This is a genomic window from Pseudomonas sp. HMSC067G02, assembly GCF_001813485.1.
GTDB lineage: Bacteria > Pseudomonadota > Gammaproteobacteria > Pseudomonadales > Pseudomonadaceae > Pseudomonas > Pseudomonas aeruginosa.
Genome location: NZ_KV812657.1, coordinates 23321 through 49284, shown reverse-complemented (window position 1 = coordinate 49284; position 25964 = coordinate 23321). Strand labels below are relative to the sequence as shown.

29 protein-coding genes are annotated in these 25964 nt (G+C 66.3%); 10 read left to right on the top strand and 19 right to left on the bottom strand.

All coding sequences use genetic code 11. The annotated features are described in order from the left end of the window. Positions 1 to 72 precede the first annotated feature (72 nt). The 4 genes from HMPREF2914_RS10710 (at position 73) to HMPREF2914_RS10695 (ending at position 4202) form a co-directional block, all read left to right on the top strand. A complete protein-coding gene (locus tag HMPREF2914_RS10710) occupies positions 73 to 1872 on the top strand; it encodes a CBS domain-containing protein (RefSeq protein WP_003116398.1) in 1800 nt (599 codons plus the stop codon). Next, complete coding sequence (locus tag HMPREF2914_RS10705) at positions 1869 to 2495, top strand: 3'-5' exonuclease (RefSeq protein WP_003114810.1); 627 nt, start codon at positions 1869 to 1871, stop codon at positions 2493 to 2495. The genes HMPREF2914_RS10710 and HMPREF2914_RS10705 overlap by 4 nt, the downstream gene beginning before the upstream one ends. A gap of 108 nt (positions 2496 to 2603) precedes the next feature. Further along, positions 2604 to 2762 carry a DUF3309 family protein gene (locus HMPREF2914_RS10700; protein WP_003109182.1) on the top strand — a complete coding sequence of 53 codons (159 nt, stop codon included), beginning with the start codon at positions 2604 to 2606 and terminating at the stop codon, positions 2760 to 2762. A 315-nt stretch (positions 2763 to 3077) separates the two neighbouring features. After that, complete coding sequence (locus HMPREF2914_RS10695) at positions 3078 to 4202, top strand: GNAT family N-acetyltransferase (RefSeq protein ID WP_003114811.1); 1125 nt, start codon at positions 3078 to 3080, stop codon at positions 4200 to 4202. 32 nt (positions 4203 to 4234) lie between these two features. Here the strand turns inward: HMPREF2914_RS10695 and HMPREF2914_RS10690 are convergent, their stop codons facing one another. The 5 genes from HMPREF2914_RS10690 to HMPREF2914_RS10670 all read right to left on the bottom strand — a co-directional run bounded on the left by HMPREF2914_RS10690 (position 4235) and on the right by HMPREF2914_RS10670 (position 8986). Next, the gene (locus HMPREF2914_RS10690) at positions 4235 to 4501 is read right to left on the bottom strand and encodes a DUF2790 domain-containing protein (protein ID WP_003091540.1); all 267 of its coding nucleotides are present in this window, start codon (positions 4499 to 4501) and stop codon (positions 4235 to 4237) included. Between the two features lie 281 nt (positions 4502 to 4782). After that, positions 4783 to 6615 (bottom strand): ABC transporter ATP-binding protein, encoded by a 1833-nt coding sequence (locus HMPREF2914_RS10685; protein ID WP_003109184.1) that lies wholly within the window; start codon positions 6613 to 6615, stop codon positions 4783 to 4785. 62 nt (positions 6616 to 6677) lie between these two features. Beyond that, entirely contained in the window at positions 6678 to 7241 is a 564-nt protein-coding gene (ppiA, locus tag HMPREF2914_RS10680) for a peptidylprolyl isomerase PpiA (protein ID WP_003114812.1), read from the bottom strand. Continuing rightward, on the bottom strand, positions 7223 to 8050 hold the full coding sequence (locus HMPREF2914_RS10675) for an alpha/beta fold hydrolase (RefSeq protein WP_003114813.1): 828 nt from the start codon (positions 8048 to 8050) through the stop codon (positions 7223 to 7225). The genes ppiA and HMPREF2914_RS10675 overlap by 19 nt, the downstream gene beginning before the upstream one ends. A gap of 6 nt (positions 8051 to 8056) precedes the next feature. Further along, positions 8057 to 8986, bottom strand: coding sequence for a PA3225 family LysR-type transcriptional regulator (locus HMPREF2914_RS10670; RefSeq protein ID WP_003091534.1), 930 nt, complete (start codon positions 8984 to 8986; stop codon positions 8057 to 8059). A gap of 199 nt (positions 8987 to 9185) precedes the next feature. On the opposite strand from HMPREF2914_RS10670, the gene HMPREF2914_RS10665 reads away from it, so the two are divergent. Continuing rightward, complete coding sequence (locus tag HMPREF2914_RS10665; protein WP_023087142.1) at positions 9186 to 9503, top strand: hypothetical protein; 318 nt, start codon at positions 9186 to 9188, stop codon at positions 9501 to 9503. Between the two features lie 146 nt (positions 9504 to 9649). Beyond that, positions 9650 to 10291 carry an FMN-dependent NADH-azoreductase AzoR3 gene (azoR3, locus tag HMPREF2914_RS10660; protein ID WP_019371592.1) on the top strand — a complete coding sequence of 214 codons (642 nt, stop codon included), beginning with the start codon at positions 9650 to 9652 and terminating at the stop codon, positions 10289 to 10291. Between the two features lie 253 nt (positions 10292 to 10544). Here the strand turns inward: azoR3 and HMPREF2914_RS10655 are convergent, their stop codons facing one another. From HMPREF2914_RS10655 to HMPREF2914_RS10635, 5 genes are all read right to left on the bottom strand, one after another. Next, entirely contained in the window at positions 10545 to 11288 is a 744-nt protein-coding gene (locus HMPREF2914_RS10655; RefSeq protein WP_023091528.1) for a DsbA family protein, read from the bottom strand. 84 nt (positions 11289 to 11372) lie between these two features. Further along, on the bottom strand, positions 11373 to 11759 hold the full coding sequence (locus HMPREF2914_RS10650; RefSeq protein ID WP_023091529.1) for a glycine cleavage system protein H: 387 nt from the start codon (positions 11757 to 11759) through the stop codon (positions 11373 to 11375). 111 nt (positions 11760 to 11870) lie between these two features. Next, a complete protein-coding gene (locus HMPREF2914_RS10645; protein WP_023091530.1) occupies positions 11871 to 12710 on the bottom strand; it encodes an SDR family oxidoreductase in 840 nt (279 codons plus the stop codon). Positions 12711 to 12855: 145 nt separating this feature from the next. Further along, positions 12856 to 13473, bottom strand: coding sequence for a glutathione binding-like protein (locus tag HMPREF2914_RS10640; protein ID WP_003091520.1), 618 nt, complete (start codon positions 13471 to 13473; stop codon positions 12856 to 12858). Positions 13474 to 13548: 75 nt separating this feature from the next. Beyond that, positions 13549 to 14103 (bottom strand): NAD(P)H-dependent oxidoreductase, encoded by a 555-nt coding sequence (locus HMPREF2914_RS10635; RefSeq protein ID WP_003091518.1) that lies wholly within the window; start codon positions 14101 to 14103, stop codon positions 13549 to 13551. Between the two features lie 101 nt (positions 14104 to 14204). Between HMPREF2914_RS10635 and HMPREF2914_RS10630 the strand changes: the two genes are divergently transcribed. Then, a complete protein-coding gene (locus tag HMPREF2914_RS10630; protein WP_009313729.1) occupies positions 14205 to 15158 on the top strand; it encodes a LysR family transcriptional regulator in 954 nt (317 codons plus the stop codon). A 76-nt stretch (positions 15159 to 15234) separates the two neighbouring features. On the opposite strand, the gene HMPREF2914_RS10625 is transcribed toward HMPREF2914_RS10630, so the two are convergent. The 3 genes from HMPREF2914_RS10625 to HMPREF2914_RS10615 form a co-directional block, all read right to left on the bottom strand. Next, on the bottom strand, positions 15235 to 16128 hold the full coding sequence (locus HMPREF2914_RS10625; protein ID WP_003130462.1) for a DMT family transporter: 894 nt from the start codon (positions 16126 to 16128) through the stop codon (positions 15235 to 15237). A gap of 9 nt (positions 16129 to 16137) precedes the next feature. After that, complete coding sequence (locus tag HMPREF2914_RS10620) at positions 16138 to 16473, bottom strand: tRNA-binding protein (protein WP_003109191.1); 336 nt, start codon at positions 16471 to 16473, stop codon at positions 16138 to 16140. Between the two features lie 64 nt (positions 16474 to 16537). Beyond that, complete coding sequence (locus HMPREF2914_RS10615) at positions 16538 to 17302, bottom strand: helix-turn-helix domain-containing protein (RefSeq protein WP_003091511.1); 765 nt, start codon at positions 17300 to 17302, stop codon at positions 16538 to 16540. Positions 17303 to 17448: 146 nt separating this feature from the next. Here HMPREF2914_RS10615 and HMPREF2914_RS10610 point away from each other — a divergent pair, with 146 nt between their 5' ends. After that, positions 17449 to 18261 (top strand): UDP-2,3-diacylglucosamine diphosphatase, encoded by an 813-nt coding sequence (locus HMPREF2914_RS10610; protein WP_003091510.1) that lies wholly within the window; start codon positions 17449 to 17451, stop codon positions 18259 to 18261. Beyond that, positions 18258 to 19313 carry a glycosyltransferase family 4 protein gene (locus tag HMPREF2914_RS10605; protein WP_003109193.1) on the top strand — a complete coding sequence of 352 codons (1056 nt, stop codon included), beginning with the start codon at positions 18258 to 18260 and terminating at the stop codon, positions 19311 to 19313. The genes HMPREF2914_RS10610 and HMPREF2914_RS10605 overlap by 4 nt, the downstream gene beginning before the upstream one ends. On the opposite strand, the gene HMPREF2914_RS10600 is transcribed toward HMPREF2914_RS10605, so the two are convergent. Both HMPREF2914_RS10600 and HMPREF2914_RS10595 read right to left on the bottom strand, forming a co-directional pair. Continuing rightward, entirely contained in the window at positions 19303 to 20694 is a 1392-nt protein-coding gene (locus tag HMPREF2914_RS10600; RefSeq protein ID WP_003124349.1) for a protein CyaB, read from the bottom strand. The genes HMPREF2914_RS10605 and HMPREF2914_RS10600 overlap by 11 nt on opposite strands. Before the next feature lie 218 nt (positions 20695 to 20912). Beyond that, positions 20913 to 21230: an Mpo1-like protein gene (locus HMPREF2914_RS10595; protein ID WP_003091504.1), complete on the bottom strand. Its 318-nt coding sequence runs from the start codon at positions 21228 to 21230 to the stop codon at positions 20913 to 20915. A gap of 142 nt (positions 21231 to 21372) precedes the next feature. Here HMPREF2914_RS10595 and HMPREF2914_RS10590 point away from each other — a divergent pair, with 142 nt between their 5' ends. Then, the gene (locus tag HMPREF2914_RS10590) at positions 21373 to 22386 is read left to right on the top strand and encodes an AraC family transcriptional regulator (RefSeq protein ID WP_023981138.1); all 1014 of its coding nucleotides are present in this window, start codon (positions 21373 to 21375) and stop codon (positions 22384 to 22386) included. A gap of 22 nt (positions 22387 to 22408) precedes the next feature. Here HMPREF2914_RS10590 and HMPREF2914_RS10585 read toward each other — a convergent pair whose 3' ends face one another. The 4 genes from HMPREF2914_RS10585 to HMPREF2914_RS10570 are packed head-to-tail and all read right to left on the bottom strand — an operon-like array spanning position 22409 to position 25926. Beyond that, positions 22409 to 23053, bottom strand: coding sequence for an ABC-type transport auxiliary lipoprotein family protein (locus tag HMPREF2914_RS10585; protein ID WP_003109195.1), 645 nt, complete (start codon positions 23051 to 23053; stop codon positions 22409 to 22411). After that, positions 23050 to 23988, bottom strand: coding sequence for an MlaD family protein (locus HMPREF2914_RS10580; protein ID WP_003109196.1), 939 nt, complete (start codon positions 23986 to 23988; stop codon positions 23050 to 23052). Before HMPREF2914_RS10580 ends, HMPREF2914_RS10585 begins: the two co-directional genes overlap by 4 nt. Position 23989: 1 nt before the next feature. Further along, entirely contained in the window at positions 23990 to 24784 is a 795-nt protein-coding gene (locus HMPREF2914_RS10575; protein ID WP_003109197.1) for an ABC transporter ATP-binding protein, read from the bottom strand. Further along, positions 24781 to 25926 carry an MlaE family ABC transporter permease gene (locus tag HMPREF2914_RS10570; RefSeq protein ID WP_004363206.1) on the bottom strand — a complete coding sequence of 382 codons (1146 nt, stop codon included), beginning with the start codon at positions 25924 to 25926 and terminating at the stop codon, positions 24781 to 24783. Before HMPREF2914_RS10570 ends, HMPREF2914_RS10575 begins: the two co-directional genes overlap by 4 nt. Positions 25927 to 25964 lie beyond the last annotated feature (38 nt).

Here is a 25964-nt window from a genome sequence, read left to right as displayed (position 1 = left end):
AGCCCGAGGCGGCGGCCGGATTTCCGGTCCGCCGCCTTTCGTTTCAGCGTCCCGGTTACAGCGAGATGAGCCATGCCTGACAGTTTCAACTTCGCCTCGCCGCCCTTCGACCAGTTGCGTCCCCATCAGCGCGAGACCCTCAAGCAGGCCCTCAGCGTAGGCTACTACGCGCCGGGGGAAACCTTGCTGGAGGCCGGTTCGGCGGTCCCCGGGCTGTTCGTCCTGCTCAAGGGCGTGGTCGAGGAGCGCGGCGACGACGGGCGAGTGTTCGCCCAGTACGCCGCGGACGACCTGTTCGACGTCCGCGGGCTGTTTTCCGGCAGCAGCAAGCATCGCTACCTGGCGATCGAGGAAAGCATCGTCTACGAACTGCCGGCCAGTTGCTTCCACCAGTTGTGCGGGGAGAACCCGGGTTTCGCCCGCTTCTTCCAGGCCGACCTGGCGGCCAAGCGCCAGTTGGCCCAGCGCGACGGGCAGAACCTTGCCGAGTTCATCCTTACCCGCATCGCCCGCGAGCACTTGCTGCCGGCGCTGGAGGTGGAGGCCTCGCTGTCCCTCGGCGACGCCGCGCGCCTGCAATTGAGCCACGGCGCCGATGCCCTGCTGGTGCGGCTGGAGAGGGACGGGCCCGAGCTCGGCATCGTCACCCGCACCGACCTCATGAGCGCGCACTTCCGCGACGGGCGCAGCGAGCTGGAGGCTATCGGGCCGTTGGCCCATGGTCCGCTGGCCAGCGTCGAACTGGGCGATTTCCTGTTCGACGCGATGATCCTCATGACGCGCCAGCGTATCGAGCGGGTCGCGGTCACGGAGGACGGTCAGGTGATCGGCCTGTTGCACCTGACCCAGGTGCTCAGCCTGTTCTCCACCCATTCCCACGTCCTGGCGCTGCGCATCGCCCGCGCCGACGACCTCGGCGACCTGCGCCGCTGCGCGGAAACCCTGGACACCCTGATCGCTACCCTGGCCGGCAACGGTATCCGCCTGCGCTTCATCATGCAGCTGGTCAGCGCCCTCAACGAGCAATTGCTCGAACGGCTTTTCGAATTGTTGCTGCCGCCAACCCTGCGCGGGCGCTGCTGCTTGCTGGTGATGGGCAGCGAAGGACGCGGCGAGCAGTTGCTGAAGACCGACCAGGACAATGCCCTGGTCCTGGCCGACGATCTGCCGCAGGAACAGGCCCTGGCGATGATGCAGCGCTTCAGCGCGGCCTTGCTGGAGTTCGGTTATCCGCCCTGTCCCGGAGGGGTGATGGCCAGTCGGCCGGAATGGTGCAAGCCGCTGGCGGCCTGGCAGGCGGAGCTGCGCGGGACGCTGCTGGAGGGCAAGCCGGAGCAGCTGTTGCGCCTGTCGATCCTGGCCGATGCCTGGCCGGTGGCCGGCAACCTGCAGCTGTTCGAGCCGTTGCGTCGGCAACTGCGCGGTTTCGCCGACGGCGGCGAGCGCTGGCTGGCGGATATCGCGGCGGCGGCCCTGCAATTCGATACGCCGCTGACCTTCCTCGGCCAGCTGAAAACCCAGGACGCCCGCCTCGATCTCAAGCGCGGCGGGATCTTCCCCATCGTCCACGGCATCCGCACCCTGGCCCTGCGCGAAGGCCTGGAGACCCGCGGGACCCTGGCACGGATCGAGGCGCTGAAGCGACACAAGGTCCTCGAAGCACGCCTGGCGGACGACCTGAGCGAGTCTTTCGAGCTGTTCCTGCAACTGCGCCTGACCCGCCAGTTGGCCGGCCAACGCGACGGTCGCCAGCAGGGCCTGGACGTCAGCGGCATGAGCCGCCACGATCGCGACATGCTGCGCTACGGCCTGCATGTGGTGAAGAAGTTCAAGCAGAGCGTGGCCCGTCAATTCCACCTGGAGACCCGATGAACACCATGGTCAAGTTGCCCGACAGCCGCTGGCCGGGCTGGCGCCGCCGGCTGTATTGGTGGATGCACGAGGCGGTCGAGGCGGAGGAAGTGATCTCCCTCGATCTCGAGACCACCAGCCTCGACCCGCGTCGTGCCGACATCCTCAGCATCGGCGCGGTGCTGGTGCGGCGCGGCAAACTGGTCATGGGCGAGCGCCTGGAACTCTACGTCGAGCCGCCGCCGAGCCTGGATGCGGAGTCGATCCGCATCCACAAGCTGCGCCGCGCCGACCTGGAGGGACAGTTGCAGCTGGAGCAGGCCCTACGCCAGGTGCTGGCGTTCATCGGCGACCGACCGCTGCTGGGCTACTATCTGTCGTTCGATGTCGCCGTGCTGAACCGGCACCTGCGCCAGCTCCTCGACCGACAGTTGCACAACCCCTCCATCGAGATTTCGTCGCTGTACCACCGGAAGGTCAGCCGGCATTTTCCCGACGCACACATCGACCTGCGCTTCGACACCCTGGCGCGGGCCCTGGATGTGCCGGTCAGCGGTCGCCACACCGCCCTCGGCGACGCCCAGGCGGTGGCGCTGATGTTCATGCGTCTGCTCAAGGGGCCGGCGCCCAAGGTCATCCACTGAGGCTGGAGGTCGCGGATTTATTGAATCTTCGTTGCTCGGCGGGGGTCGAGAACTACAAGGGCGGAATCTCCCGCCCTTTGCCCCATGAGCCGAACAGGAGCGACGCCCATGAGTCTCGGTACGATTCTTCTGATCATCCTGATCCTGCTGCTGATCGGCGGCCTGCCGGTCTTTCCTCATTCGCGCAACTGGGGCTACGGGCCCTCGGGGATCATCGGCGCATTGCTGGTGGTGCTGTTGGTCCTGTTGCTGCTGGGCATGATCTAGGGCCCGATCGGGAATGCCGTCGTGGTTGTCCGCCGTCCCGACGGGTATCGGCGGATAACGCCTCCGGCGTTATGCGCCCTACGCGGAGGGTTTCCCTGCTTTCGCTCCGCCCTGGGGTAGGGCGAATAACCGCATCGCGGTTATCCGCCGTTGCGACGGGTATCGGCGGATAACGCCGTTGGCGTCATGCGCTCTACGTAGGATGGTTCGAAGCCTTCGCTTGGTGAAGGGCGGTTTCATCGCGGGGTCCGCCGGGCGCTTTTTTTTCCATCGACCGGCTTCACTTGCCTTGCGTCTCGCGCCAGACTGGCGCGCATGCCGATCCAGACGCTCGCCACCCTTGCCGATATCGACGCCGCCGAGTGGGACGCCTTGTTGCCTCCCGCCCAGCCATTCCTGCGTCATGCTTTCCTGTCCGCGCTGGAAGACAGCCACAGCGTGACGCCCGCTACCGGCTGGCGCCCGGCTCATCGCGTGCTGCGCGATCCGCAAGGGCGGCTGTGCGCGGCGCTGCCGGCCTATGTGAAGGCGCACTCGTACGGCGAATACGTGTTCGACTGGAGCTGGGCCGACGCCTGCCAGCGGGCCGGTATCCGCTACTACCCGAAGCTGCTGGTAGGGGTGCCCTTCACCCCGGTCGCCGGTGCGCGCCTGCTGGGCGAGGACGAAGGGTTGCAGGGGCTGCTCGCGTCCCTTGGCGAGGAGGCCGAGGCGAGCGGTCTGTCGAGCATCCATGTGAATTTCACCGACGCCCGGGCGGACACCTTGCTTGCCGCGCGTGACGGTTGGCTCGAACGCCTGGGTTGCCAGTACCACTGGCACAACCGCGGCTATCGGGACTTCCAGGACTTCCTCGAGGCCCTCAGTTCGCGCAAGCGCAAGCAACTGCGCAAGGAGCGCGAACAGGTCGGCGGACAGGGCATCGAGTTCGAATGGCGGGAAGGCGGCCAGTTGTCCGAACTGGAGTGGGATTTCGTCTATCTCTGCTACGCCAACACCTACCTGGTGCGCGACCGCGATCCCTACCTGAGCCGCGAGTTCTTCGGCCTGCTGGCCGAGCGCATGCCGGAGGCGATCCGCGTGGTCTTCGCCCACCAGCGTGGCAAGCCGGTGGCGATGGCGTTCAGCCTGGTCGCTGGAGATACCCTGTACGGGCGCTACTGGGGATGCCTGGCCGAGTTCGACCGGCTGCACTTCGAGACCTGCTTCTACCAGGGCCTGGAATTCGCCATCGGCGCCGGCCTGGCGCGCTTCGACGCCGGCGCCCAGGGCGAACACAAGCTGATCCGCGGTTTCGAGCCGGTGCTGACGCGCTCCTGGCACTACCTGGCGCATCCCGGTCTGCGCGATGCCGTGGCGCAGTTCCTCGAACAGGAGCGGGCGGGTGTGCGCGCCTACGCCGAGGAGGCCCACGGCCTGTTGCCCTACCGCCAGGCCTGAAGGGGGCCGGAACGATAGGGCGTGGCGTCCGCTCAGCCGTTGCTGGTGCTGCCGCCCCATTCGAGGAAGCGGATCTTGTGCAGCTCGCCGCTATGGTCCTCGTAGACCACGGTCACCGGCACTACGCCGGTCCTGGTCGAATTGTCGGTACGGTGCAGGACATTCTTCACGTCCAGTTGCATGCCGTAGTGGTATTCCTCGACCGGCAGGCCGCGGCCCGGGTCCTTGTCCACGTCCTGGGCGAAGGCCATGGGGGCGAGGCTGGTGATGACGGCGGACACGACAGAGGCAAGTTTCATTCTGTGATTCTCCGTAGCGATGGGGCGAAATCCCCGGTACCGAGCACTGGCATCCTTGGTCGTCCGTGGCCGACGCCAGGTGGACGGGGACGATGCGGCAGGCGTCGGGATCGAGCCGGGGCACGGGTTCGATAAGAACACCGTTTCGCTGGCGGAAAAAATCGAAGCGCGTGCTAGTCGAGATCGACGGCGGTGATGATTGCCGCGAAAAGGCCCGTTGCAGAGCCTTTGACAAGGTCACCCAGGCCGGGCGGCGCGAGCCGCCGCCCGGTGCCGAGGCTTCAGTCGACGCCGACGAAGCCGCCGGTCTGGTGTTGCCAGAGGCGCGCATAGAGGCCGCCATGGGCGAGCAACTCGGCATGCGTGCCGCTTTCGGCGATGTGGCCCTTGTCCAGCACCACCAGGCGGTCCATGCGCGCAATGGTCGACAGGCGGTGGGCGATGGCGATCACCGTCTTGCCCTGCATCAGGGTCTCCAGGCTTTCCTGGATCGCCGATTCGACTTCCGAGTCCAGCGCCGAGGTCGCTTCGTCGAGGATCAGGATCGGCGCGTCCTTGAGCAGCACCCGGGCGATGGCGATGCGCTGGCGCTGGCCGCCGGAGAGCTTCACTCCGCGTTCGCCGACATGGGCGTCGAAGCCGCGGCGGCCCTCGGCGTCGCTGAGCAGCGGGATGAACTCGTCGGCGCGAGCCTTGCGCACCGCTTCCATGAGTTCCGCGTCGCTGGCGCCGGGGCGGCCGTAGAGCAGGTTGTCGCGGATCGAGCGGTGCAACAGCGAGGTGTCCTGGGTGACCATGCCGATCTGCGCGCGCAGGCTTTCCTGGGTCACCCCGGCGATGTCCTGGCCATCGACCAGGATGCGTCCGCTCTCCAGGTCGTACAGGCGCAGCAGCAGGTTGACCAGGGTCGACTTGCCGGCGCCGGAAGGTCCGACCAGGCCGATCTTCTCGCCGGGCCGGACCTTCAGGTCGAGACCCTGGATCACGCCGCTGCCCTTGCCGTAGTGGAAGGCGATGTGCTCGAACTCCACCTCGCCGCGCTCTACCCGCAGCGGCTGGGCGTCCTCGCGGTCGACCACCTTGCGCGGCAGGGCGATGGTCTGCATGCCATCCTGGACCTGGCCGATGTTCTCGAAGATGCCGCCGACCACCCACATGATCCAGCCGGACATGTTGTTGATGCGGATCACCAGCCCGGTGGCCAGGGCGATGGCGCCCACCGAGATCAGCTCCTGGCTCCACAGCCACAGGGCCAGGCCGGTGGTGCCGGTGATCAGCACGCCGTTCATCACCGTGATGGTCACGTCCATGGAGGTCACTACGCGCCCGGCGCGTTGCGACTTGAGGGTCTGGTCGCCGATCGCTTCGCGGGCGTAGTCCTCTTCCTGGCGGGTGTGGGCGAACAGCTTCAGCGTGGTGATGTTGGTGTAGCCGTCGACGATCCGCCCCATCAGCTTCGAGCGCGAATCCGAGGCCTCCACCGAGCGGCGCTTGACCTGGGGAACGAAGTAGGCGAGGGCGCCGACGTAGGCGAACACCCACAGCACCAGAGGGATCATCAGGCGCCAGTCGGCCTCGGCGAACAGCACCAGGGCGCTGACGGTATAGATCAGCACGTGCCAGAGGGCGTCCACCACCTGCACCGCCGAATCGCGCAACGAGTTGCCGGTCTGCATGATGCGCTGGGCGATGCGCCCGGCGAAATCGTTCTGGAAGAAGCCGAGGCTCTGCTTGAGCACGTAGCGGTGGTTCTGCCAGCGGATCAGGTTGGTCATGCTCGGGTTGATGCTCTGGTGCACCAGCATGTCGTGCAGGGCGTTGAACAGCGGGCGCAGGACCAGCGCCACCACCGCCATCCAGATCAGTTCGTTGGCGTGCACGCGGAAGAACTCCGCGCTGGGCGTGCTCTGGGCGAGATCGACGATGCGGCCGAGGTAGCTGAACAGCGCCACCTCGATCAGCGCGACGATCAGGCCGACCACCAGCAGGGCCAGGAACACCGGCCAGACCTGGCGCAGGAAGTAGACATAGAAACGCAGCACTTCGCTGGGCGGCATGCGTTCGGAAGCACTGCGGAACGGGTCGATCAGACGTTCGAAACGACGATAAAGCATGATGGCTCTCTTCTGGAGCGGGCCCGTCCTGGGCCCGCCGGATCAAGCCCCTGCGGCTGGACTCAGAGGCGTTTGGCGGACAGGATCACCACGTCGTCGCTCGGCACGTCGGCGAAGCCGTTGCGGCGGGTGGTGGGAACCTTGGCGATCTGGTCGACCACGCCCATGCCACGCACCACCTTGCCGAACACGGCATAGCCGAAGTCGCGGGCACCATGGTTGAGGAAGTCGTTGTCGGTCAGGTTGATGAAGAACTGGCTGGTGGCCGAATCGACCACTCCGGTACGGGCCATGGCGAGGGTGCCGCGCTCGTTGAGCAGGCCGTTGTCGGCCTCGTTCTTGATCGGTGCACGGGTCTTCTTCTCCTGCATGCCGGCGCTGAAGCCGCCGGTCTGCACCATGAAGCCCGGGATCACGCGGTGGAACAGGGTGCCGTCGTAGTAGCCGCTGTCGACGTACTCGAGGAAGTTCTTCACGCTGATCGGCGCCTTGGCCGGATCGAGTTCTACCTCGATCTCGCCGAGGCTGGTGGCGATCAGGACGTGCGGCTTGGCGGCAGGCGTGGCGGCCAGCAGGGAACCGGCGAAGAGCAGGGTGCAGGCGGCGATCAGGAGACGTTTGAGCATGGTTGTTCCTTGGTTTTATCGATATCGGCGAGGAAGCCGAGCAGGGTGGTGTTGAAAATCTCGGGTTGGTCCATCGGCGTGGCGTGGCGGGAGTCCTCCACCACCACCAGGCGGGCGTCGGCGATCCGCTCGCAATAGGCCTGCTTCAGCGATACCGGCGTGTAGTCGCGATCCGCGCTGATCACCAGGGTCGGACAGGCGATCTCGGCCAATCGTTCCTGCACGCCCCAGCCGATGATCGCGTCGAGGCTGGCCAGGTAGGCGCGCTTGTCGTTCTCCGCCCAGCGCGCCTCGATCTTCTCTCGCAGCCCGGCCTGTTCCGCCTTGGGAAACAACAGCCGGCCGAGGGCGCGGCCGATGGTCCGCAGGCTGAGCAGGCGCGAGAGGAGCTTGCGCTTGGCCACCTCCAGATGTTCGCGAGGCTTGCGCGGGATGACTTCCGGAGTGCTGTTGACGATGGTCAGGCTGCGCAGCAGGTCGGGTCGGTCGCAGGCCAACTGGAAGCCGATCATCCCGCCCATGCTGATGCCGACCAGGTGTACCGGGCCGCAGCCGAGCCGGTCGAGCAGCGCCGCGCAGTCCTCGGCGAAGCCGGCCATGCTGTAGCCGCCGCGCGGCTTGCCGGAGCGGCCGTGGCCGCGCAGGTCCGGGACCAGCAGGCGGTAGCGGCCCAGCAGGGCCGGCAACTGGTATTCCCAGTCGCGGGCGCTCGAACCGAGACCGTGCAGCAGCAGGACCGGCGCGCGCTCGGTGGGACCGGGGTGGTCGTCGTAGACGAGGGTGCAGTCGCGGTGCTGGAAGTCAGGCATCTGCGTTCACTCGGCGGCCGGTTCGGGCGCCGCGAAGGGCGCGTTGAGTGGTACGTTGGCGAACGACTTGAGCATTTCCATGAGGATCTGGCTGGCCGGGCCGAGCGGCTTTTCCTTGTTGGTGTAGAGGTAGAAGCGGCTCTGCCGCACGCCGCCCTGGCTCAGCGGCAGCGGCTTGAGCTGGCCACTCTGCAGTTCGCGCTCGATGATGTGTCGCGGCAGCCAGGCGAAGCCCAGGCCGTTGCCGACGAAGGTCGCCGCGGTAGCCAGGCTGCCCACCGTCCAGCGCTGTTCGGCGCCCAGCCAGCCGTGGTCGCGCGGCTGTAGCCGGCCGCTGTCGCGGATCACCACCTGCATCTGGGTTTCCAGGTCCTGGTGGGTCAGTTCGCGTTGCAGGCGGTGCAGCGGATGGTCGGGGTGGGCCACGGCGACGAACTCGACCACGCTGAGGTCGGCGCCGAGGTGGCCGGGAATGATCAGGCCGCTGATCGCCAGGTCGGCGGCGCCCTGGATCAGCGCTTCCTCGACGCCGGAGAGCACTTCCTCGCGCAGCAGCACGCGACAGCCGCGGCTCTGCGGCATGAAGGCGGACAGCGAGCGGACGATCCGCGCGGTGGGGTAGGCGGCGTCCACCACCAGGCGCACCTCGGGTTCCCAGCCCTGTTCCATGTGGTGCGCCAGTTCCTCCAGTTGCCCGGCCTGCTTGACCAGTTGCCGCGAACGGCGCAGCAATACTTCGCCGGCCTCGGTCAGCACCGCCTTGCGTCCGTCGATGCGCAGCAGCGGCACGCCGAGCTGTTCCTGCATGCGCGCCACGGTATAGCTGATCGACGATTGCGAGCGGTGCAGGGCTTCCGCGGCCTGGGCGAAGCCGCCGTGGTCGACCACCGCCTGCAGGGTCCGCCATTGGTCCAGGGTTACGCGTGGCGCTTTCATTTCCGCCTCCTCGAATGCAGGGATGCCTCGCCGGCGTTTCCGCGGCCGGCAGGCGATGACGAGTGCGCCGGAGGGGCGACTTCGCTTATCGTGTCGTCGGCGTCCTGTACGGGGTAGCTGTCCATTCTCTTGACGTACGGGATGCCGTGGTTTTCAGGGTGTTGCCATTTTTCCATCTGTCGCTACCGGGAGTCCGGCCATGAAAAGGCTTTGCTGTTTCGCACTATCGCTGCTGCCCCTGTCCGCTTTCGCCTATCCGATCGAGGTCGACCCGCAACTCAACGGCACCGAGGTCTCCTACAGCACCCAGGACATCGGGCGCGATATGGGCGCGATCCTTCTCACCAACCTGGGAGGCCAGGCGGCAGAGTGCACGGCGGTGTTCCGCAACGGCCCGGAGACCCCGAAAGTGCGCAAGGGCGTGATCCAGCCCGGGCAGAACAGCAACTTCGCCGCGCAATTCGGCCGCGACATCATCAAGTTGCGGATCAAGCTGACCTGCAAGATCGCGAAATAGAGCGTTCTCTCACCGAAAGACTAGGTGGTGCCTGTTTATAAATCAACCTGGTCGATATTTAACAGCGGTTTTTTCAACTTTTTAATCGATTAATCATTCTCTACCCTCACCTCCATCGTTGTAGCGCAGTGGGTGGAGGTCGAGTCATGTCCCGTGTCCTGGTTATCGAGAGCAGTGCCCGCCAACGGGGCTCGGTTTCCCGCCTGCTGACGGCGGAATTCATCTCCCACTGGAAAATCGCGCATCCCGCTGATCGCTTCCAGGTCCGCGACCTGGCGCGCGAGCCGCTGCCGCACCTCGATGAATTATTGCTGGGAGCCTGGACCACCCCCTGTGATGGCCATAGCGCTGCGGAAAGGCGCGCCCTCGAGCGTTCCAATCGCCTGACCGAGGAGTTGCGGATGGCGGACGTGCTGGTGCTGGCGGCACCGATGTACAACTTCGCCATTCCCAGCAGCCTGAAGAGCTGGTTCGACCATGTGCTGCGCGCCGGCCTGACCTTCCGTTACGCCGAGCAGGGGCCGGAAGGCCTGCTACAGGGCAAGCGCGCCTTCGTTCTCACCGCCCGCGGCGGGATCTACGCCGGCGGTGGTCTCGATCACCAGGAACCCTATCTGCGCCAGGTGCTGGGCTTCGTCGGCATCCACGACGTCACCTTCATCCACGCGGAGGGCATGAACATGGGCCCGGAATTCCGTGAGAAAGGCCTGGCGCGAGCCCGTGAGCGGATGCGGCAGGCGCTGGAAACGAACACTTCCCTTTGCGTCCCTCTGCCAACGCTCCGGTGATTGGACGCAGCACCCGGTCGAACCCCTTCCCCCGCGTGTTCGACCGGTTTTTTTTATTTCGCGATGGTTCCAGGCCCCGGATTCCGGAGCGCAGACAGTCTGGCAGGGGCTTTCGCGCTGGCGTTGTCGCATCGACACGGGTGAACGGCGCCAGGGGGCAGCGGGGACTGTTGCAAGGAGGACGGTGAACCCTGCCCGCAGAATGCTGTTGGCGGGCCGTGCATTGCGCCACCCGCCTCGCCGGCCCGGATGTTCAGTCGGTGCGCGCGCCCAGCAGATGTTCGATCCGTTCGATCACGCTTGCCGCTGTGGTGGCGCCTGAACTCAGTTGCTTCAGATCACCAGCCAGGTCAAGCAGAAGGGTGGGGAATGCGCGTACGCCCCACTCTCCGCACTGGGCGAATTGCCGATAGACGGCTTGCCGGGCAGCGGCAGTGGCGAAATGCGCGCGGAAGTCTTCGAACGATAGCGAAGCGTCTTCGCAAATGGATCTATAAAAGTCCACGTTCTTGGGGTCCTCGCCTTCGACATAGAACTTGCGCTGCACGGCAGAGAAAAATGCCAGGGTCGCGGAGGCGACAGGCCGCTTCTGGTCGAGCATTTGCTCGGCGACCACAACGGCTCGGCAGGCAGGCTCCGTGTCATAGTCGAAATGCTTTGCCGACAGCAGGGAAAAACCGAATGGTTGACCGGTGACCTTGGCGATATGGGTCCATTCCCGGCGTAGAAACTCCCGGAACTCCGGCCCCCATGCGTCGCCCCCGCCCGCGCGCAGGCCGCCCATGGTGAGGGTGAAGCCGATACCCTTCTGTTCGCAGTACCGTGCGAGTTCTTCGAGCGTGGAGGAAATACCCCAGCACCAGGAGCACATGGGGTCGCCGATGTACCTGAGCGTGACTTCGCCGCCAGGGGCCTGCTTCGCCCCTTGGGGGAGGGTGGGAGCAGCGTCGGGAATCCGGCAACTGCCGGTGGCCGGATCGCAGTTCATGAGTGTCATGGTTGGAGTCCACAGGTTGAGGCTGTATGGAGGTCTGCCGCGGCTATCGCGCCGCCAGCGCAGTGCCGGCCAGCCAATCGGTCGTCACGGGGCCCAGAACAGTTCGGCATAAGCCTTCTCGTCGAGCAGCGCATCCAGTTGCCCCGGGTTGCTGAGTTTGACCCTGAAGAACCAGCCGGCGCCCAACGGGGCGGTGTTGGCAAGCGTCGGGGTGTCGCGCAAGGCTGCGTTGACGGCGATGATTTCGCCGGAGACGGGGGTGTACAGGTTCGTCACCGCTTTGTCCGACTCGATCTCGGCCGCGGCGGCTCCCTGCGCCAACGTCTCGCCGACGTTGGGCAGGATCACCGAAATCAGGTTGCCCAGGCCGTCCAGTGCCCGTGGGGTGACGCCGACGACAACGCTGTCGATAGCGTGGCCATCGAGGGTGTCGGCGAGGCGAACCCAGTAATGGTCTTTGGAAAATTGCATGGACACGGTCGTCTCCCGTTCAACCTGGAAAAACAGAGGTTATGCTGGTGCCCCCAGGCGTTTCTGGTCGGCGCCAGCGACTTTCGAGGCCCAAGGCGTCGCGGCCCGGCCCTAGGCCGTCAGGGCGGCGACCTTGTCTTGTGCGTATTCCCGCAGTGTCCGCGGTCTCTTGCCGGTGAGCTTCATGACATCGTCGGTCACTACGCTCATCCAGCCTTGGCGCACCGGGTGGAAGATCGAGGCCATGTGCGCCGCATTGGCGGCGGGCACACCGTTGTTCTCCAGCATGTCGATGAACGCCTTGTCCGATGTCGCGGCGTATCGCACGGGCTTGCCGGTCACTTCGGACAGGATCGCCGCGGCATCGGCATAACTGAGCGCTTCGGGACCGGTGAGGTTGAATGCTTTGCCGTCGAAAGCGGTTGAGGTGAGCGCGGCGATGGCGCTGGCCGCAATATCGCGCACATCGATGAAACTGGTCCTGCTATCACCGGCTGGCAAGGCGATCTGCCCCTGGTCGAGGCCGGCTTTCCAGAAGTGATGGAAATTGTCGGAGAACCAGTTCGGCCGCAAGATCACATGGGGCGTGCCGGATTTCTCCAGCAGGATTTCCATTTGGCGCATGGGGTTGGCGTCATTCGCATCCACGCCAAAGGCGCTCTGGAAGACTATTTTCACCTTGCGGCTTGCGGCGGCTTCGACGAACGGCAGGAGCAGATCGCGTACGTTCAGGTAGCCGGCGGGCAGGAGCATGTAAGTGCGATCCACACCCTCCAGGGCGGTGGCGATGGTTTCCGGTTTGCCGAAATCGAAGGGCGTACTCTCGACTCCATCCATTTTCCGATTTGCGCGGGAAGCGGCCTTGACGGCCTCTCCCTTGGCCAGCAGGCCTTCGACTAACGGCTTGCCGACTGTTCCCGTCGCACCTAGAACAAGAATTTTCTTCGACATATCGATCTCCAGGATGTCCGCCTCGAGCAGCGGGACGCGTTCAGGAAAGTCCAGGGGGGCTGACGTCGGCTGCGAAACCCAGCCACGGGTCTCGTCTGCGCTAGCGCTGGCGTCAGTCCGCGTAGAACCGGTACCTAGCGAGGGCTCAGCACTGGTCGGGGTGTTCCTCCAGTCCTTCGGCCTGTAGCGCGGCCCTGACTGCCGGACGGGCTGCAATCCTGGCCATGAAATCCATCAATGCTGGGAATGGGGCCAGCGAAATGCCGAATTGGGGGCACCAGCGCGTAAGGGCGAAGAGATGTGCGTCCGCGACGGTGAACTCGTCACCCAGGATGTATGGGCGGCCGTCCGCGAGGAGGTTGTTCAGGTAGGCCACTTTGGCTATCACTGGGCGCTGCGCGGCCGTGGGGTCGTCCGAAGGGGACAGGTAGAACAGCGGGGTGAAGGACTTGTGGTAATCCGAAGAGAGGTAATTCAGTATCTCGTGCAAACGGCTGCGTTCCAGCGTTCCGTTGGCTGGCACCAACGTTGGGGCGTAGCGATCCGCGAGGTATTGGCTGATGGCGGCGCCTTCGGTCAGCAAGCCGCCTTCGAACTCGAGGGCGGGCGCCGTGCCCTTCGGGTTTATCTGGAAGTAATCGCCGCCCGAGGCGGTCTTGTGCTGCCACAGGTCGACCTTGGCCAGTTCGTGAGGCACGTTGGCCTCGCGAAGCACGATGTGGATGGCCAGCGAGCAAGAGCCGGGGGAGTAGTACAGTTTCATGATCGATATCCTTCGAGGTAGTTGCAGGTTCAAGCGACGCGCGCAGGGTGCGCCGGTGATTCATCGGCGCCTGGCTCAGGCATGCAGCTGTTGTCCGATCCTGGCGACGCGAGCGGCGTAGAGCTTCACGGTCTCGAGATCGCCGCTGGGAATGGCCTGGGCATCCGCGTCGGACGGCGACTGCACCAGCGCGCCGACCGAGGCGCCGAGGTTGTTGATATCCGCGCGGCTCGAGGCCGAGGTGTTGGCGGGAGCCAGGCCCAGGCTGACCCAGATGCCGCCGTGCTGGGACGCCAGCGTGTGCATGAGGATCAGGGAAACCTGCTTGTCGCCGTTCAGGCTTGCGCTGTTGGTGAAGCCGCCGAAGACCTTGTCCTGCCACTGCCGAACAAACCACTTCTTGGAAGTGGCGTCCGCGAACTTCTTGAATTGCCAAGGCACCGAGCCCATGTACGTGGGCGCGCCGAAGAGGATGGATTGCGCCTGGTCGAGCAGGTCCCAGGCTGCCTCGGGAATGTTGCCCTCGCTATCGATCTCGATCAGCGAAGCCTGTGCGCCTTCCGCCGCCGCTTGTGCTACGCGCTTGGTATGGCCATATCCGGAGAAATAAACAACGACTGCTTTTGACATGATGGTTCCCTGGTGGGTGGACGGAAGGAACCATAATTGGGATTGAGAATAAGAAAAATATTATCCAAAGTTACTCTTGGTTCAATAATCGCGAACAATCTATGGACAAACTCACCGCCATGGCCACCTTCGTGAAGGTGGTGGACGCCGGCAGCTTCACACGCGCGGCCGATGCCCTGGGCCTGCCGAAAGCTCGCGTTTCGCAGCGCGTCAGCGATCTTGAAAAGCATCTAGGCGTGCGCTTGCTCAATCGTACGACCCGTGCCCTGAGCCTTACGCACGATGGCAGCGCGTACTTCGACAAATGCCAGGTCCTGCTGCAGCAGATAGACGAACTGGAGGCCACGCTCAGGGGCGGGACGGCGACGCCCATCGGCCGGCTCAGAGTGGACTCCCTGATCACCATCGCCCGATGGGTGATCGCTCCAAGGCTGCACGACTTCCAGGCGCGCTACCCGAGGATCCAGCTGCGGCTGAGTAGTTCGGACCGGATCAGCAATCTGCTGGAGGACGGCATCGATTGCACGATCCGGGGAGGTGCGCTCAAGGATTCCAGCATGATCGCCAGGCATCTTTGCGACATCCAGATGGGCTTGTATGCCTCGCCCGAGTACCTGGCCTCCATAGGCGGTGTAGACAGTCCGGACGATCTATCGCAGTTCAGGCGGTTGAGCTGGTTCAGCGGCAGGGAGCGCAACCCGTTCATGTGGGAGCTGGAGTCCGGCCCGGAGCGTTTCGTGGTGCAGTCCGGCGATGGAATGCAGTTCGACGAACCCGACGTGGCTATTTCGGCCTGCGTGGCGGGCAGCGGCATCTGCCCTGGCGCCCCATTCGCGGTGGCTGGATTCGTACGCGCAGGGAAACTTGTTCCGGTACTGCCGCAATGGCACTTTTCTGCGGCGCCGGTGCATGTCATCTACCCGGGCTCCAGGCACCTGTCGGTTCGTGTGCGCTGCTTTGTGAACTGGGTCATGGAGCTGTTCGCGGAGAACCCCGAGATACAGCTCACGCCCATCGCGCTGGCGCTCGAGTCCGGCCTCGCGCAACGAACCTGAGGCCCGCCGCCATTCCGGGGCAGCTCGTACCTTCCGCTATCCGGTGTGCGTGACCCGGATGCAAGGCTCGGCGGGTTCAGCCCCGGTTAGCGGACAAGCCGTTGTCCGGGACCGGCCGGTTCCTGGCGCCGAGTCGCGCCGACAGCACGATGGCGAGGACGATCAGGGCGCCGCCGAGGAACATCCGCGGCCCCGGTGTCTCATGGAACAACAGCCAGGCGAAGGCGATCCCGTAGACCGGCTCCAGGGCGAATACCAGCGCCGCGGTGCGGGCCTTGACCACCGCCAGGCTGGCCACGAACAGGCTGTGCGCCAGGCCGGTGCAGAACACGCCCAGCAGGGCCAGCCAGAGCCAGTCGAGAGCGGGTAGCGCCGGTAGTTCGCCGACCGCGAACGGCAGCAGGCACAGGGCGACTACCAGGTTCTGCCAGAGCGCCGCCTGCACCGGGCCGACCTGCCCGCTGTTGCTGCGGTTGGCCAGCGACAGCAGGGCGAACAGCAGGCCGGAAAGGATCGCCCAGAGCAGGCCGAGGGTGGCGCCGCTGGCGAGGTCGAAGTTCGGCGTGACCAGCACCAGGCCAAGGCTGACCAGGACCACCAGCAGTCCTTCCGCGAGATGAATGCGCTCGCGGAAGAGCAGCCCTTCGAGGATTACCGTGAAGGCCGGGAAGCTGGCGAAGCCGAGGGTGGCGATGGCCACGCCGGCGGTCTTCACGGCGATGAAGAAACTCACCCAGTGCCCGGCCAGGAGCAGGCCGCAGAGCGCCAGGCGCAGCCATTGCGCGGATCCCAGGGCGCGCCAGGCCTGGCCCGCGAGGCGGGCGAAGAGGCCGAGGGCGAGCACCGCGAACAGCGCGCGACCGAACACGATCACCCCGGGGGAGGCGCTGGCCAGCTTGCCGAACACCCCGGTCAGGCCGAAGAGGAGGGCGCCGCCGTGCAGGGCGGCGAGGGCGGAACGTCGATTCATGGGGATCCTTCAGGCCAGGCGCGCACCGTTGGGCAGGGGCTTGTCGAAGCCGGCCAGGACCACCTTGTCCTCGCTATCGTAGACCCCAGTGACCAGGACCTCCGAGCGCACTCCGGCGATCTGCTTCGGAGCGAAGTTGCAGACGCAGAGGACCTGGCGTCCGACCAGTTGCTCGGCCTGGTAGTGTGCGGTCAGTTGCGCGCTGGAGGTGCGCAGGCCGAGCGGTCCGAGGTCGACCTCGAGGACATAGGCGGGTTTGCGTGCCTTGGGGTTGGGAGCGGCGCTGAGGATGGTGCCGACGCGCAGTTCGACGCGTTCGAAATCCTGCCATTCGATGATGTCCATGCTGACTCCTGTTCTGTCGATGGGCAGAGAGTAAGGAGTCGTGACGGATTTGTCTGTCGTGCGGCTAGCCGGTTTTGTCGCGGGACTCGCGACGCAGTTGTCGCGGGGTGACGCCGAACTCGCGGACCAGCGCCGCGGTGAAGGCGCTCTGCGAGGCGTAGCCGACCCGGGCGGCGATCTCGCCCACCGCCAGGCTGCTCTCCAACAACAGTTCGTGGGCCTGGTGCAGGCGTCGGCTGCGCGCGTAGTCCATGGGCGTCTGTCCGGTCTCGGCGAGGAACAGGCTGTGGAAGCGCGCCACCGAAAGACCGGCCAGCCGCGCCAGGTCGGCTACCTGTAGCGGATGGGCGGCATGGCGGTCGAGGTAGGCGTCCAGGCTGGCCAGTGGCAGGCGGGGCTGCTGGCGCGGCGGCTGGCGCTCGCTGGCCAGGCTGGCGAGGAGCAGGCCGGCGCCTTGGTGGGCGATCACCGGGTCGTTGATCGGGCCGCTGGCCAGCCAGTTCACCAGTTGGCCCTGGGCGGGCGTCAGCGACAGCGCCTGCGGTCGCTCGAACAGCCGCCGACCGGCTTCGGCGTGTTCGCCCAGGCCCAGCAGCAGGCTGCCGTCGCAGGGCAGGTCGAGGACCAGGCAGCGGCTGCCGGCGGGACTCGAGCAGGCATGCCGGGCTTGCGCCGGCACCACCGCGAAGGTCTGCCGCAACACGCGGCTGCCGCGCCCCTCGACCTCGAACTCGAGGCAGCCGCTGAGGCCCAGGACCAATTGGGCATGGTCATGGCTGTGGACGATCTGGTCGTGGCTGTAGTGGCGCAGGGAAAGGATCGAACCCATGGCGAAGCTCCCGGAGGCAGGCGCCCAGTCTACCCGCTGGCGCCGGCGACAGACAGTCGCGCCCTGTCACGCAACGGTCGCCGGCCTGTCACAGTCGTTTCACCGGCGCCGTCCAAGATCGGAAAAACACCGTCGGAGACCCGCCGATGAGCACCGCGCAACGCTTCACCTCGAACCGCAAGCAGCGGGTTCGGACCCTGTGGATCTCGGATGTCCACCTGGGGACGCGGGATTGCCAGGCCGAACACCTGGCGGCGTTCCTCAAGCGCTACCACGCCGATCGCATCTACCTGGTGGGCGACATCATCGACGGCTGGAAGCTGCGCGGCGGCATCTACTGGCCGCAGGCGCACACCAACGTGATCCGCCGCCTGCTCACCCTGAGCAAGCGCGGCACCGAGGTGATCTACGTCACCGGCAACCATGATGAATTCCTGCGCCGCTATTCGAGCCTGATCCTCGGCAACATCCGCCTGGTCGACGAGGCGGTGCACAGTACCGCCGACGGCCGCAAGCTGCTGGTGATACACGGCGACCAGTTCGACGTGATTACCCGCTACCACCGCTGGCTGGCGTTCCTCGGCGACTCCGCCTACGAGTTCACCCTGCTCCTCAACCGTTGGCTGAACCACTGGCGGCGGCGCTGGGGCTACGGCTACTGGTCGCTGTCGGCGTACCTCAAGCACAAGGTCAAGACCGCGGTGAACTTCATCAGCGACTTCGAGGAAGCCATCGCCCACGAGTGTCACAAGCGCGGGCTCGACGGGGTGGTCTGCGGGCACATCCACCATGCCGAGATCCGCCGCATCGAGGGCGTCGACTACCTCAACTGCGGCGACTGGGTAGAATCCTGCACGGCGCTGATCGAACATTGGGACGGCAGCATCCAGCTCTACCGCCTGGCCGAGGAGCAGGCGCGGCTGGCGGCGCAGGCCGCGGCGGTCGAGCCGGCGGCATGAGGCTATTGATCGTCAGCGACGCCTGGTTACCGCAAGTCAACGGAGTCGTCACCAGCCTGCTGGCCCTGCAGCGCGAGCTGGAACTGCTGGGCCACCAGGTACGGGTGCTGTCGCCCGCCGACTTCCGCTGCCTGCCCTGTCCCAGCTATCCGGAAATCCCCCTGGCCTGGAATCTCTGGCGCCTCGGCGGGCTGATCGAGGCCTTCGCCCCGGATGCCGTGCACCTGGCCACCGAGGGGCCGCTCGGCTGGGCCGCGCGGCGCTGGCTGGGCAAGCGCGGCCTGGACTTCACCTCGGCGATCCATACGCGCTTTCCCGAATACCTGCGTGACCGCTGTCCGTGGCTGCCGCTGTCCTGGGGCTATGCCTTCCTGCGCGCCTTCCATCGGCCGAGCCGGGCGGTGCTGGTGAGCACCCCGCGCCTGCGCGACGAGTTCTGCGCCTGGCGCTTCCAGCACCTGCGGCTGTGGCGCAAGGGCGTCGATACCGAACTGTTCCATCCCGCCGAGACACCCGCGGCGGAAGCGCGGCCGCCGGTGTTCCTGTATGTCGGGCGGCTGGCGACGGAAAAGAACCTGGAGGCGTTCCTCGATCTCGAACTGCCGGGCGAAAAATGGCTGGTGGGCGACGGCCCGCAGCGGGCGGCGCTGGAGCAGCGCTATCCACAGGCGCGTTTTCTCGGCTACCGCCATGGCCGCGCGCTGGCCGACGCCTACCGGGCGGCCTCGGTGCTGGTGTTTCCCTCGCTGACCGATACCTATGGCCTGGTGATGCTCGAAGCACTGGCCTGCGGCGTGCCGGTGGCGGCCTTCGCCGTGCCGGGGCCGCTGGATGTATTGCAGCAGGGCGTGACCGGGGTCATGCACGAGGATCTTGGCGAAGCCTGCCGCCAGGCGCTGGCGCTGGATCGCCAGGCCTGCGGGCGCTGGGCGCGGGAGCAGTCCTGGCGGGTTTCGGCGGAGGAGTTCCTGGCGCTGCAGGCGAGCGGCCCGCGGACTGCGCCGGAATGGCGCGACGAACTGCCGGCGGCGCTCGACGAACTCAGAGGATGACCTTGTCGCGTAGGCGCTCGGCGGCCTGTTGCAGGGCCTGGATGACCCGTTCCTTGTCGTAGTTCTGGATGTTGTTGGTGTCCAGGTACATGGAGAAGCCGGGCAATTCGTGCTCGACGTAGCTGGGCGCGGCGCCGAGGTCGCGGCGCGAGTCCACCACCTGGTAGATCTGCACTGGGCGGCTGAAGCCCTTGACCGCGATCTGGCCCTTGTCGCGGCACATGATCACGTCCTTGATCAGCGAGTAGGTCTCGTGGGAAATGAGGATTTCGCCGGCTTCCGAGGCGCTTTCCAGGCGGCTGGCGAGGTTCACCTCGCGGCCGATGATGGTGTAGTCCATGCGCGTGTCGGCGCCGAAGTTACCCACAGTGCAATAGCCGGTGTTGATGCCCATGCGGATTTCCAGCGGCTTGGTGATGCCCTGGGCCCGCCACTGCTGGCGCAGCACCTTCATGTGCTTGCGCATGGCGATGCCCATCGATACCGCAGCCACCGCGTCCTTCTTCGCGCCCTGAGTGCTGGGGTCGCCGAAGAACACCATGACGCAGTCGCCGACGAACTTGTCGATGGTGCCGCCGTACTTGAGGGCGATCTTCGACATTTCGTTGAGGTAGTTGTTGAGCAGGTCGGTCAGGGCCTCGGCTTCCAGTTCCTCGGATAGCTCGGTGAAGCCGCGGATGTCGGAGAAGAACACGGTGAGCTTCTTGCGCTGGGTTTCCAGGCGCACGCTCTTCTTGCCGCTGAAGATCATTTCCCAGACCTGCGGCGACAGGTACTTGGCCAGGTTGCGCGCGAGCCGCGCGGCCTTTTCCTGCTCGCGGGCGATCTCCTGGCGCACCTGGGCCAGGCGCAGGCCCTGCTGGTGGCCGAAGAAGGCGGTGATGCAGATGTACAGTCCGCAGAACAGGATGCTGACCGCGGCCACCTCGACCGGGGTATTGCCCAGCAGCGGCGGGGCGACGAGCACGGCGACCAGCAGGGCGCTGCTGGCCGATACCAGCAAGGCCATGCCGAGCAGGCGCAGGCCGCCGATGACCAGCGCGGTGAAGCTCAGCACCAGCAGGAACATCAGGCTGGGCACCACGGAGAAGCCGAGCAGCGCCATGCCCAGGCCACAGTGCACGGCGTCCACCGCGAGCAGGGCGCGGGTCACCTTGCGCGGGTCGTGCTGGCGGAAGCGCTGGCCGAGGTGGTACGCCAGGTGCGGGTAGAGCAGCGCATAGGGCACCATCCAGAGGATGCCGTAGCTGAAATACTGGGTGTAGGTTCCCGCCGCGATGCTGGCGCCACAGGCGATATAGGCCAGCACGCGCGAATAGTATTCACGCATGGACGCGACGGACCGGCTCGTCGGCGAGCGGTCGGGGAGGGTAGGCTTCATGCGCTGGAGAGGATCCCTGTGTATTTTCGTCCTGGCTCGGCTTCGTGAGCTTTCCGCCTGAGGAATGGCGGTTGGCCAGGTTGCTGGCGGAATCTTAACCAAGCGTTTGCGCGGCGGCCAGTGACAGCTGAGCGATAGTTCAGGAAAGCGCACCGATCCGGGACCGACGGTCGTCCCGGCGGAGCGACCGGCCCGGGCGGCCGGCCGCGCGGGACGGGTCAGAAGCGGATGCGGCCGGTGAAGGCGTCCTTGAGCATCACCCAGTCGCCCATGAACGACCACAGCGGGTACTTGAAGGTGGCCGGGCGGTTCTTCTCGAAGACGAAGTGGCCGACCCAGGCGAAGCCATAGCCGACCAGCGGCAGCGCCAGCAGCCATAGCCACTGCTGGCTGGCCACGGCGAGGAACAGCACCGCCAGCACCAGCAGGCTGCCGACGTAGTGCAGGCGGCGGCACACCGCATTGCTGTGTTCCTGCAGGTAGTAGGGGTAGAACTCGGCGAAACTGTGGAAACGCTCGTCGTCAGGGCTGCTCATGGAATGCCTCCTCTCGTTGTGTCCGCGCAGTGTAGTGCGGGCCGCACGATGTCGCGGATGACATACAGGGCCAGTTTAGTATCCTTGGGCCGCCAGGCCGGTCGACGGTCGGCGTGCCTCCCGCCAGAACAAGAAGAGACCGATGCCGGAACGTACAACCTTGTCCAGCTGGGTCCAGGGCATCGTCCTCGCCCTGGAGCTGGAAGGCCTCGACGGACGCCAGCTGTTCGCCGAGCTGGGCCTCGACTACCAGGCCTTGCAGGACCCCGACGCGCGCTTCCCGCAGGATGCGATGAGCCGTCTGTGGCAGCGTGCGGTGGCGCTCAGCGGCAACCCGGCGATCGCCCTGAACATCGCCCGGGTCCGGCGCCCGGCTTTCCACGTCGTCGGCTATGCGCTGATGTCGAGCCGCAACCTGGCGGAAGGCTTCGCGCGCCTGGAACGCTACCAGCGGATCATCGCGGAAGCCTCCGACCTGACTTTCCGCCGCACGCCGCAGGGCTATCGACTCGGCGTCACGGTGCATGGCGATCGCCTGCCGGCGCCGCCGCAGAGTGCCGAATGCTCGCTGGCCTACCTGGTGGACATGGTCCGCTGGATCACCGGCCGGCCGCTGGACCCGCTGGCGGTGGAACTGCCCGGCGCGCCCCGCGAGCCGCTGGCACCCTATGCCGAGCTGTTCCGCGCGCCACTGCGCTTTCACGCCGAGGAGTTCGCGCTGGTGTTTTCCCGCGTCGACCTCGAGACGCCACTACCCTCGGCCAACGAGGCGCTGGCCCAGTTGCACGATCGCTTCGCCGGCGAATACCTGGCGCGTTTCAGCACCAGCCGCATCACCCATCTGGCCCGGCAGGCCCTGTGCCGGCTGTTGCCGCAGGGAGAACCCAAGCGCGAACGGGTGGCCCAGGCGCTGCACCTGTCGCAGCGCACCTTGCAACGACGCCTCCAGGAAGAGGGCACCAGCTACCAGCAACTGCTCGACGACACACGTCGGGATATGGCCGATCAGTATCTCCAGCAGCCCGGCCTGACCTTGCTGGAAGTCGCCTACCTGCTGGGTTTCGCCGATCCGAGCAATTTCTTCCGGGCATTCCGCCGCTGGTTCGGCTGCACGCCCAACGAATACCGGGCGCGCCGCCAGGAGCGCCCGGGCTAGTCGCTAGGCCAGGCGGGACGCTTCAGGGCTGCACGGCGGGTTGCGCCGAGGCCTGGCGTAGGGTCCAGTCGAGAACCTGGGCCGACAGCGTATCGCCGGCCTTGCCGAAGGCGCTGACCACCGCCGCGACCTTCTTGCCATCCACCGGCTGGCTGACCTCGAAACGCCGGCTGGCGACCACGCGCTTGTCGTCGGTACGCACCAGGCGCGCGTCGTAGCGGATCAGCGCGCTGGCCTGGCCGTTCGGGTACTCGGTCTGGAAGGCGCGAAGGTCGCCGCCCAGTTCGAAATCGGCCTGCAGGTTGCTGTCGTCGCTGCTCAGGCCGCGGACCCGGCCGTCGGCCTGGAACGCCTGCATCAGACGGTCACGCAGCAGCGACGGTGCCGGATCGCTCCAGCGCGCGCCCTGGTACACGCTGATTTCGTCGCCGTGCGGGCGCACTGCGATGCGCGGGCTCTCCAGCACCAGGCTGGTACGCGGCCGGGCGATCCGCAGCGACCAGTCGACCGGCCGCGCGGCGGCGCTGGCCGGAGGGTTGTGCACCGGTAGCAGGTAGACCTGGAGGACCTGCGCTTCCGGCAGGATCGAGCAGGCGCCGAGGGTGGCGAGCGCGGCCAGGCCGGCGGCCAGGGACAGGCGACGCAGCGGGCGAAGGGCGAGCCTCATGGGGTGAACTCCTTGGTTTTTTCCCGGCCCAGCAGGTAGTTCGCCGGGTTCTCTTCCAGGCGCCGGCTGATTCCGCGCAGTGCCGCCAGGGTATCGCGCAGTTCGCTGACCGCTGGGCCCAGCTCGGCGAGTCCCTGGATGCCGCCGTCCAGCGAGTGGCGATTCTCGCTGATCAACTGGTCGAGGGTGGCGCTGGTGCGCTCCAGCGAAGCCATGGTCTTGTTGGCGTTTTCCATCATCCCTTTGCCTTGCTCGTTGAGCAGGCCGTTGGCGCTGCGCATCAACTCGCTGGCCTGGGCCAGCGCGGCGTTGGCCTGCCTGCTCGCCTGGGCCAACTGCTGCATCACCGCGCTGACGTTCTCGCGCTCGGCGGAGAGCGCGCCGGTGGCCTGGTCGAGATGGTCGAGGGTACGGCTGATGCGCGCTGTGTTTTCCTCGGAGAGCAGGTTGCTGAAGCGCGCGATGAGCTGGTTGATGTTGCCCATCAGGTCTTCGCCGTTGCTCAGCAACTGGGTCAGCGGCGAGGGCGTGGCGACGATCACCGGGATCTTCCCGTCCTTGCCCTCCAGCATCGGGCTGGCGGGCGTGCCGCTGCTGAGCTGGATGATCGAGGTGCCGGTGATCCCGGTGAGCGCCAGCTTGGCGGTGGTGTCCTGCTTGATCGGCGCGCTGGCCACCACGCGGATGCGTGCCCAGACCTTGCGCGGGTCCTGCGGATCGAGGCGGAGGAAGGCCACGTCGCCGACCTTGATCCCGCTGTACTGCACCGAGCTGCCCTGGGAAAGGCCGCTGACCGCTTCGTTGAAGACGATGTCGTAGTAGTTGAACTTGCCCTCCGAGCCGGACTTGGCCAGCCACAGGCCGAAGAGCAGGGCGGCGCCGATCACGATCACGCTGAACAGGCCGATCAACACATGGTGGGCTCGGGTTTCCATCTCAGTGATTCTCCGGCACGGCGGCGGCTTGGTGGGCGGCGCGCCCGCGCGGCCCGTGGAAGTATTCGCGGACCCAGGGGTCGTCGGTGGCGGCGACCCGTTCCAGGGTATCGACCACCAGGACCTTCTTCTGCGACAGCACGGCGACCCGGTCGCAGATGGTGTACAGGGTGTCCAGGTCATGGGTGACCAGGAACACCGTCAGGCCGAGGGCGTCGCGCAGGGTACGGATCAGGTTGTCGAAGGCCGCCGCGCCGATCGGGTCGAGGCCGGCGGTGGGCTCGTCGAGGAACAGGATGTCCGGGTCCAGCGCTAGGGCGCGGGCCAGGGCGGCGCGCTTGATCATGCCGCCGGAAAGCGAGGCCGGATACTTGTCGCCGGCGTTGGCCGGTAGCCCGGCCAGGGCCAGCTTGACCTGGGCCAGGTGCTCGGCGTCGGCGCGCGGCAGGCCGGCGTTCTCGATCAGCGGCAGGGCGACGTTCTCCACCACGGTAAGCGAGGAAAACAGCGCGCCCTGCTGGAACAGCACGCCGAAGCGCCGTTCGACCAGGGAGCGGCGCTCCTCCGGCAGTTGCAGCAGGTCTTCGCCGAACACCCGCACGCTGCCGGAGGTCGGCCGGCGCAGGCCGACGATACTGCGCAGCAGCACCGACTTGCCGGTGCCGGAGCCGCCGACCACGCCGAGGATCTCGCCGCGACGGACGTCGAGGTCGAGGTGCTCGTGGACCGCCTGGGCGCCGAAACGGTTGCACAGGTCGCGGACCTGGATGATCGCCTGCGGGTTATCCTGGCTCACCAGCCCATCTCCATGAAGAACAGCGCGGCGAGGGCGTCGAGCAGGATCACCACGAAGATCGAGTGGACCACGCTGGTGGTGGTGTGCTCGCCCACCGACTGGGCGCTGCCGCTGACCTTGAAGCCTTCCAGGCAGCCGATCACGGCGATCAGGAAGGCAAACAGCGGGGCCTTGCTGATACCGACCAGGAAATGCTGTACGCCGATTCCGTCCTCCATGATCGACAGGAACATCGCCGGCGGGATGTCCAGGGTCCAGGCGCAGACGGTCATGCCGCCGACGATGCCGCAGAGCATGCCGACGAAGGTCAGCATCGGCAGCGATACCAGCAGCGCCAGCACCCGCGGCAGCACCAGCAGCTCGATGGGGTTGAGGCCGAGGGCGCGGATCGCGTCGATCTCCTCGTTGGCCTTCATCGAACCGATCTGCGCGGTGAAGGCGCTGGCGGTACGGCCGGCCATGAGGATCGCGGTGAGCAGCACGGCGAACTCGCGGAGGAAGGAGAACACCACCAGGTTGACCGTGTAGATGGTCGCGCCGAAGTTGGCCAGCACCGTGGCGCCGAGGAAGGCGATCACCGCGCCGACCAGGAAGGTCAGCAGGGCGATGATCGGCACCGCGTCCAGGCCGCTCTTCTCGATGTTCGCCACCAGCGGCGTGACCCGCCAACTGGCCGGGCGGACCAGGCTGCGGAGCAGGGTCTCCAGGGTCAGGCCGATGAAGCCGAGGAGTGCCTTGAGGTGCAGCCAGAAGGTCTCCATGGCACAGCCGATGCGAGCCAGCAGTTCGATGGCGGTGGTCGGCGGCTTGGGTTTTTCCGGTTCGCAGAAGTCGTGCAGGGCGTGGCCGACGGTCTTCAGCAGGGCCTGGCGCTCGCGCGGCAGGCCGGGCTCCAGCTCGGCGAGGTCGGCCAGGCGCTCGGCGCCGAGCAATTCGGCGAGCAGGGCGGCGCCGGCGGTATCCAGGGCGCCCAACTGGCTCAGGTCGAAGCTGGCGTTGCCCGCCACTTCGCTGCGCAGGCGCGTCACCTCGCGCTCCAGAGCCGTGTAGTGGGCGAGCGTCCAATCACCTATGGCTCTGACGCGGGCGGGCTGGGTGGAGCTATCCAGGCTCACGTGGCCGGGTTGCGGCTGTGTCGTCATGGTGCAGAAGCTTACACTGGCTTTTCAGTCCCTGAGTA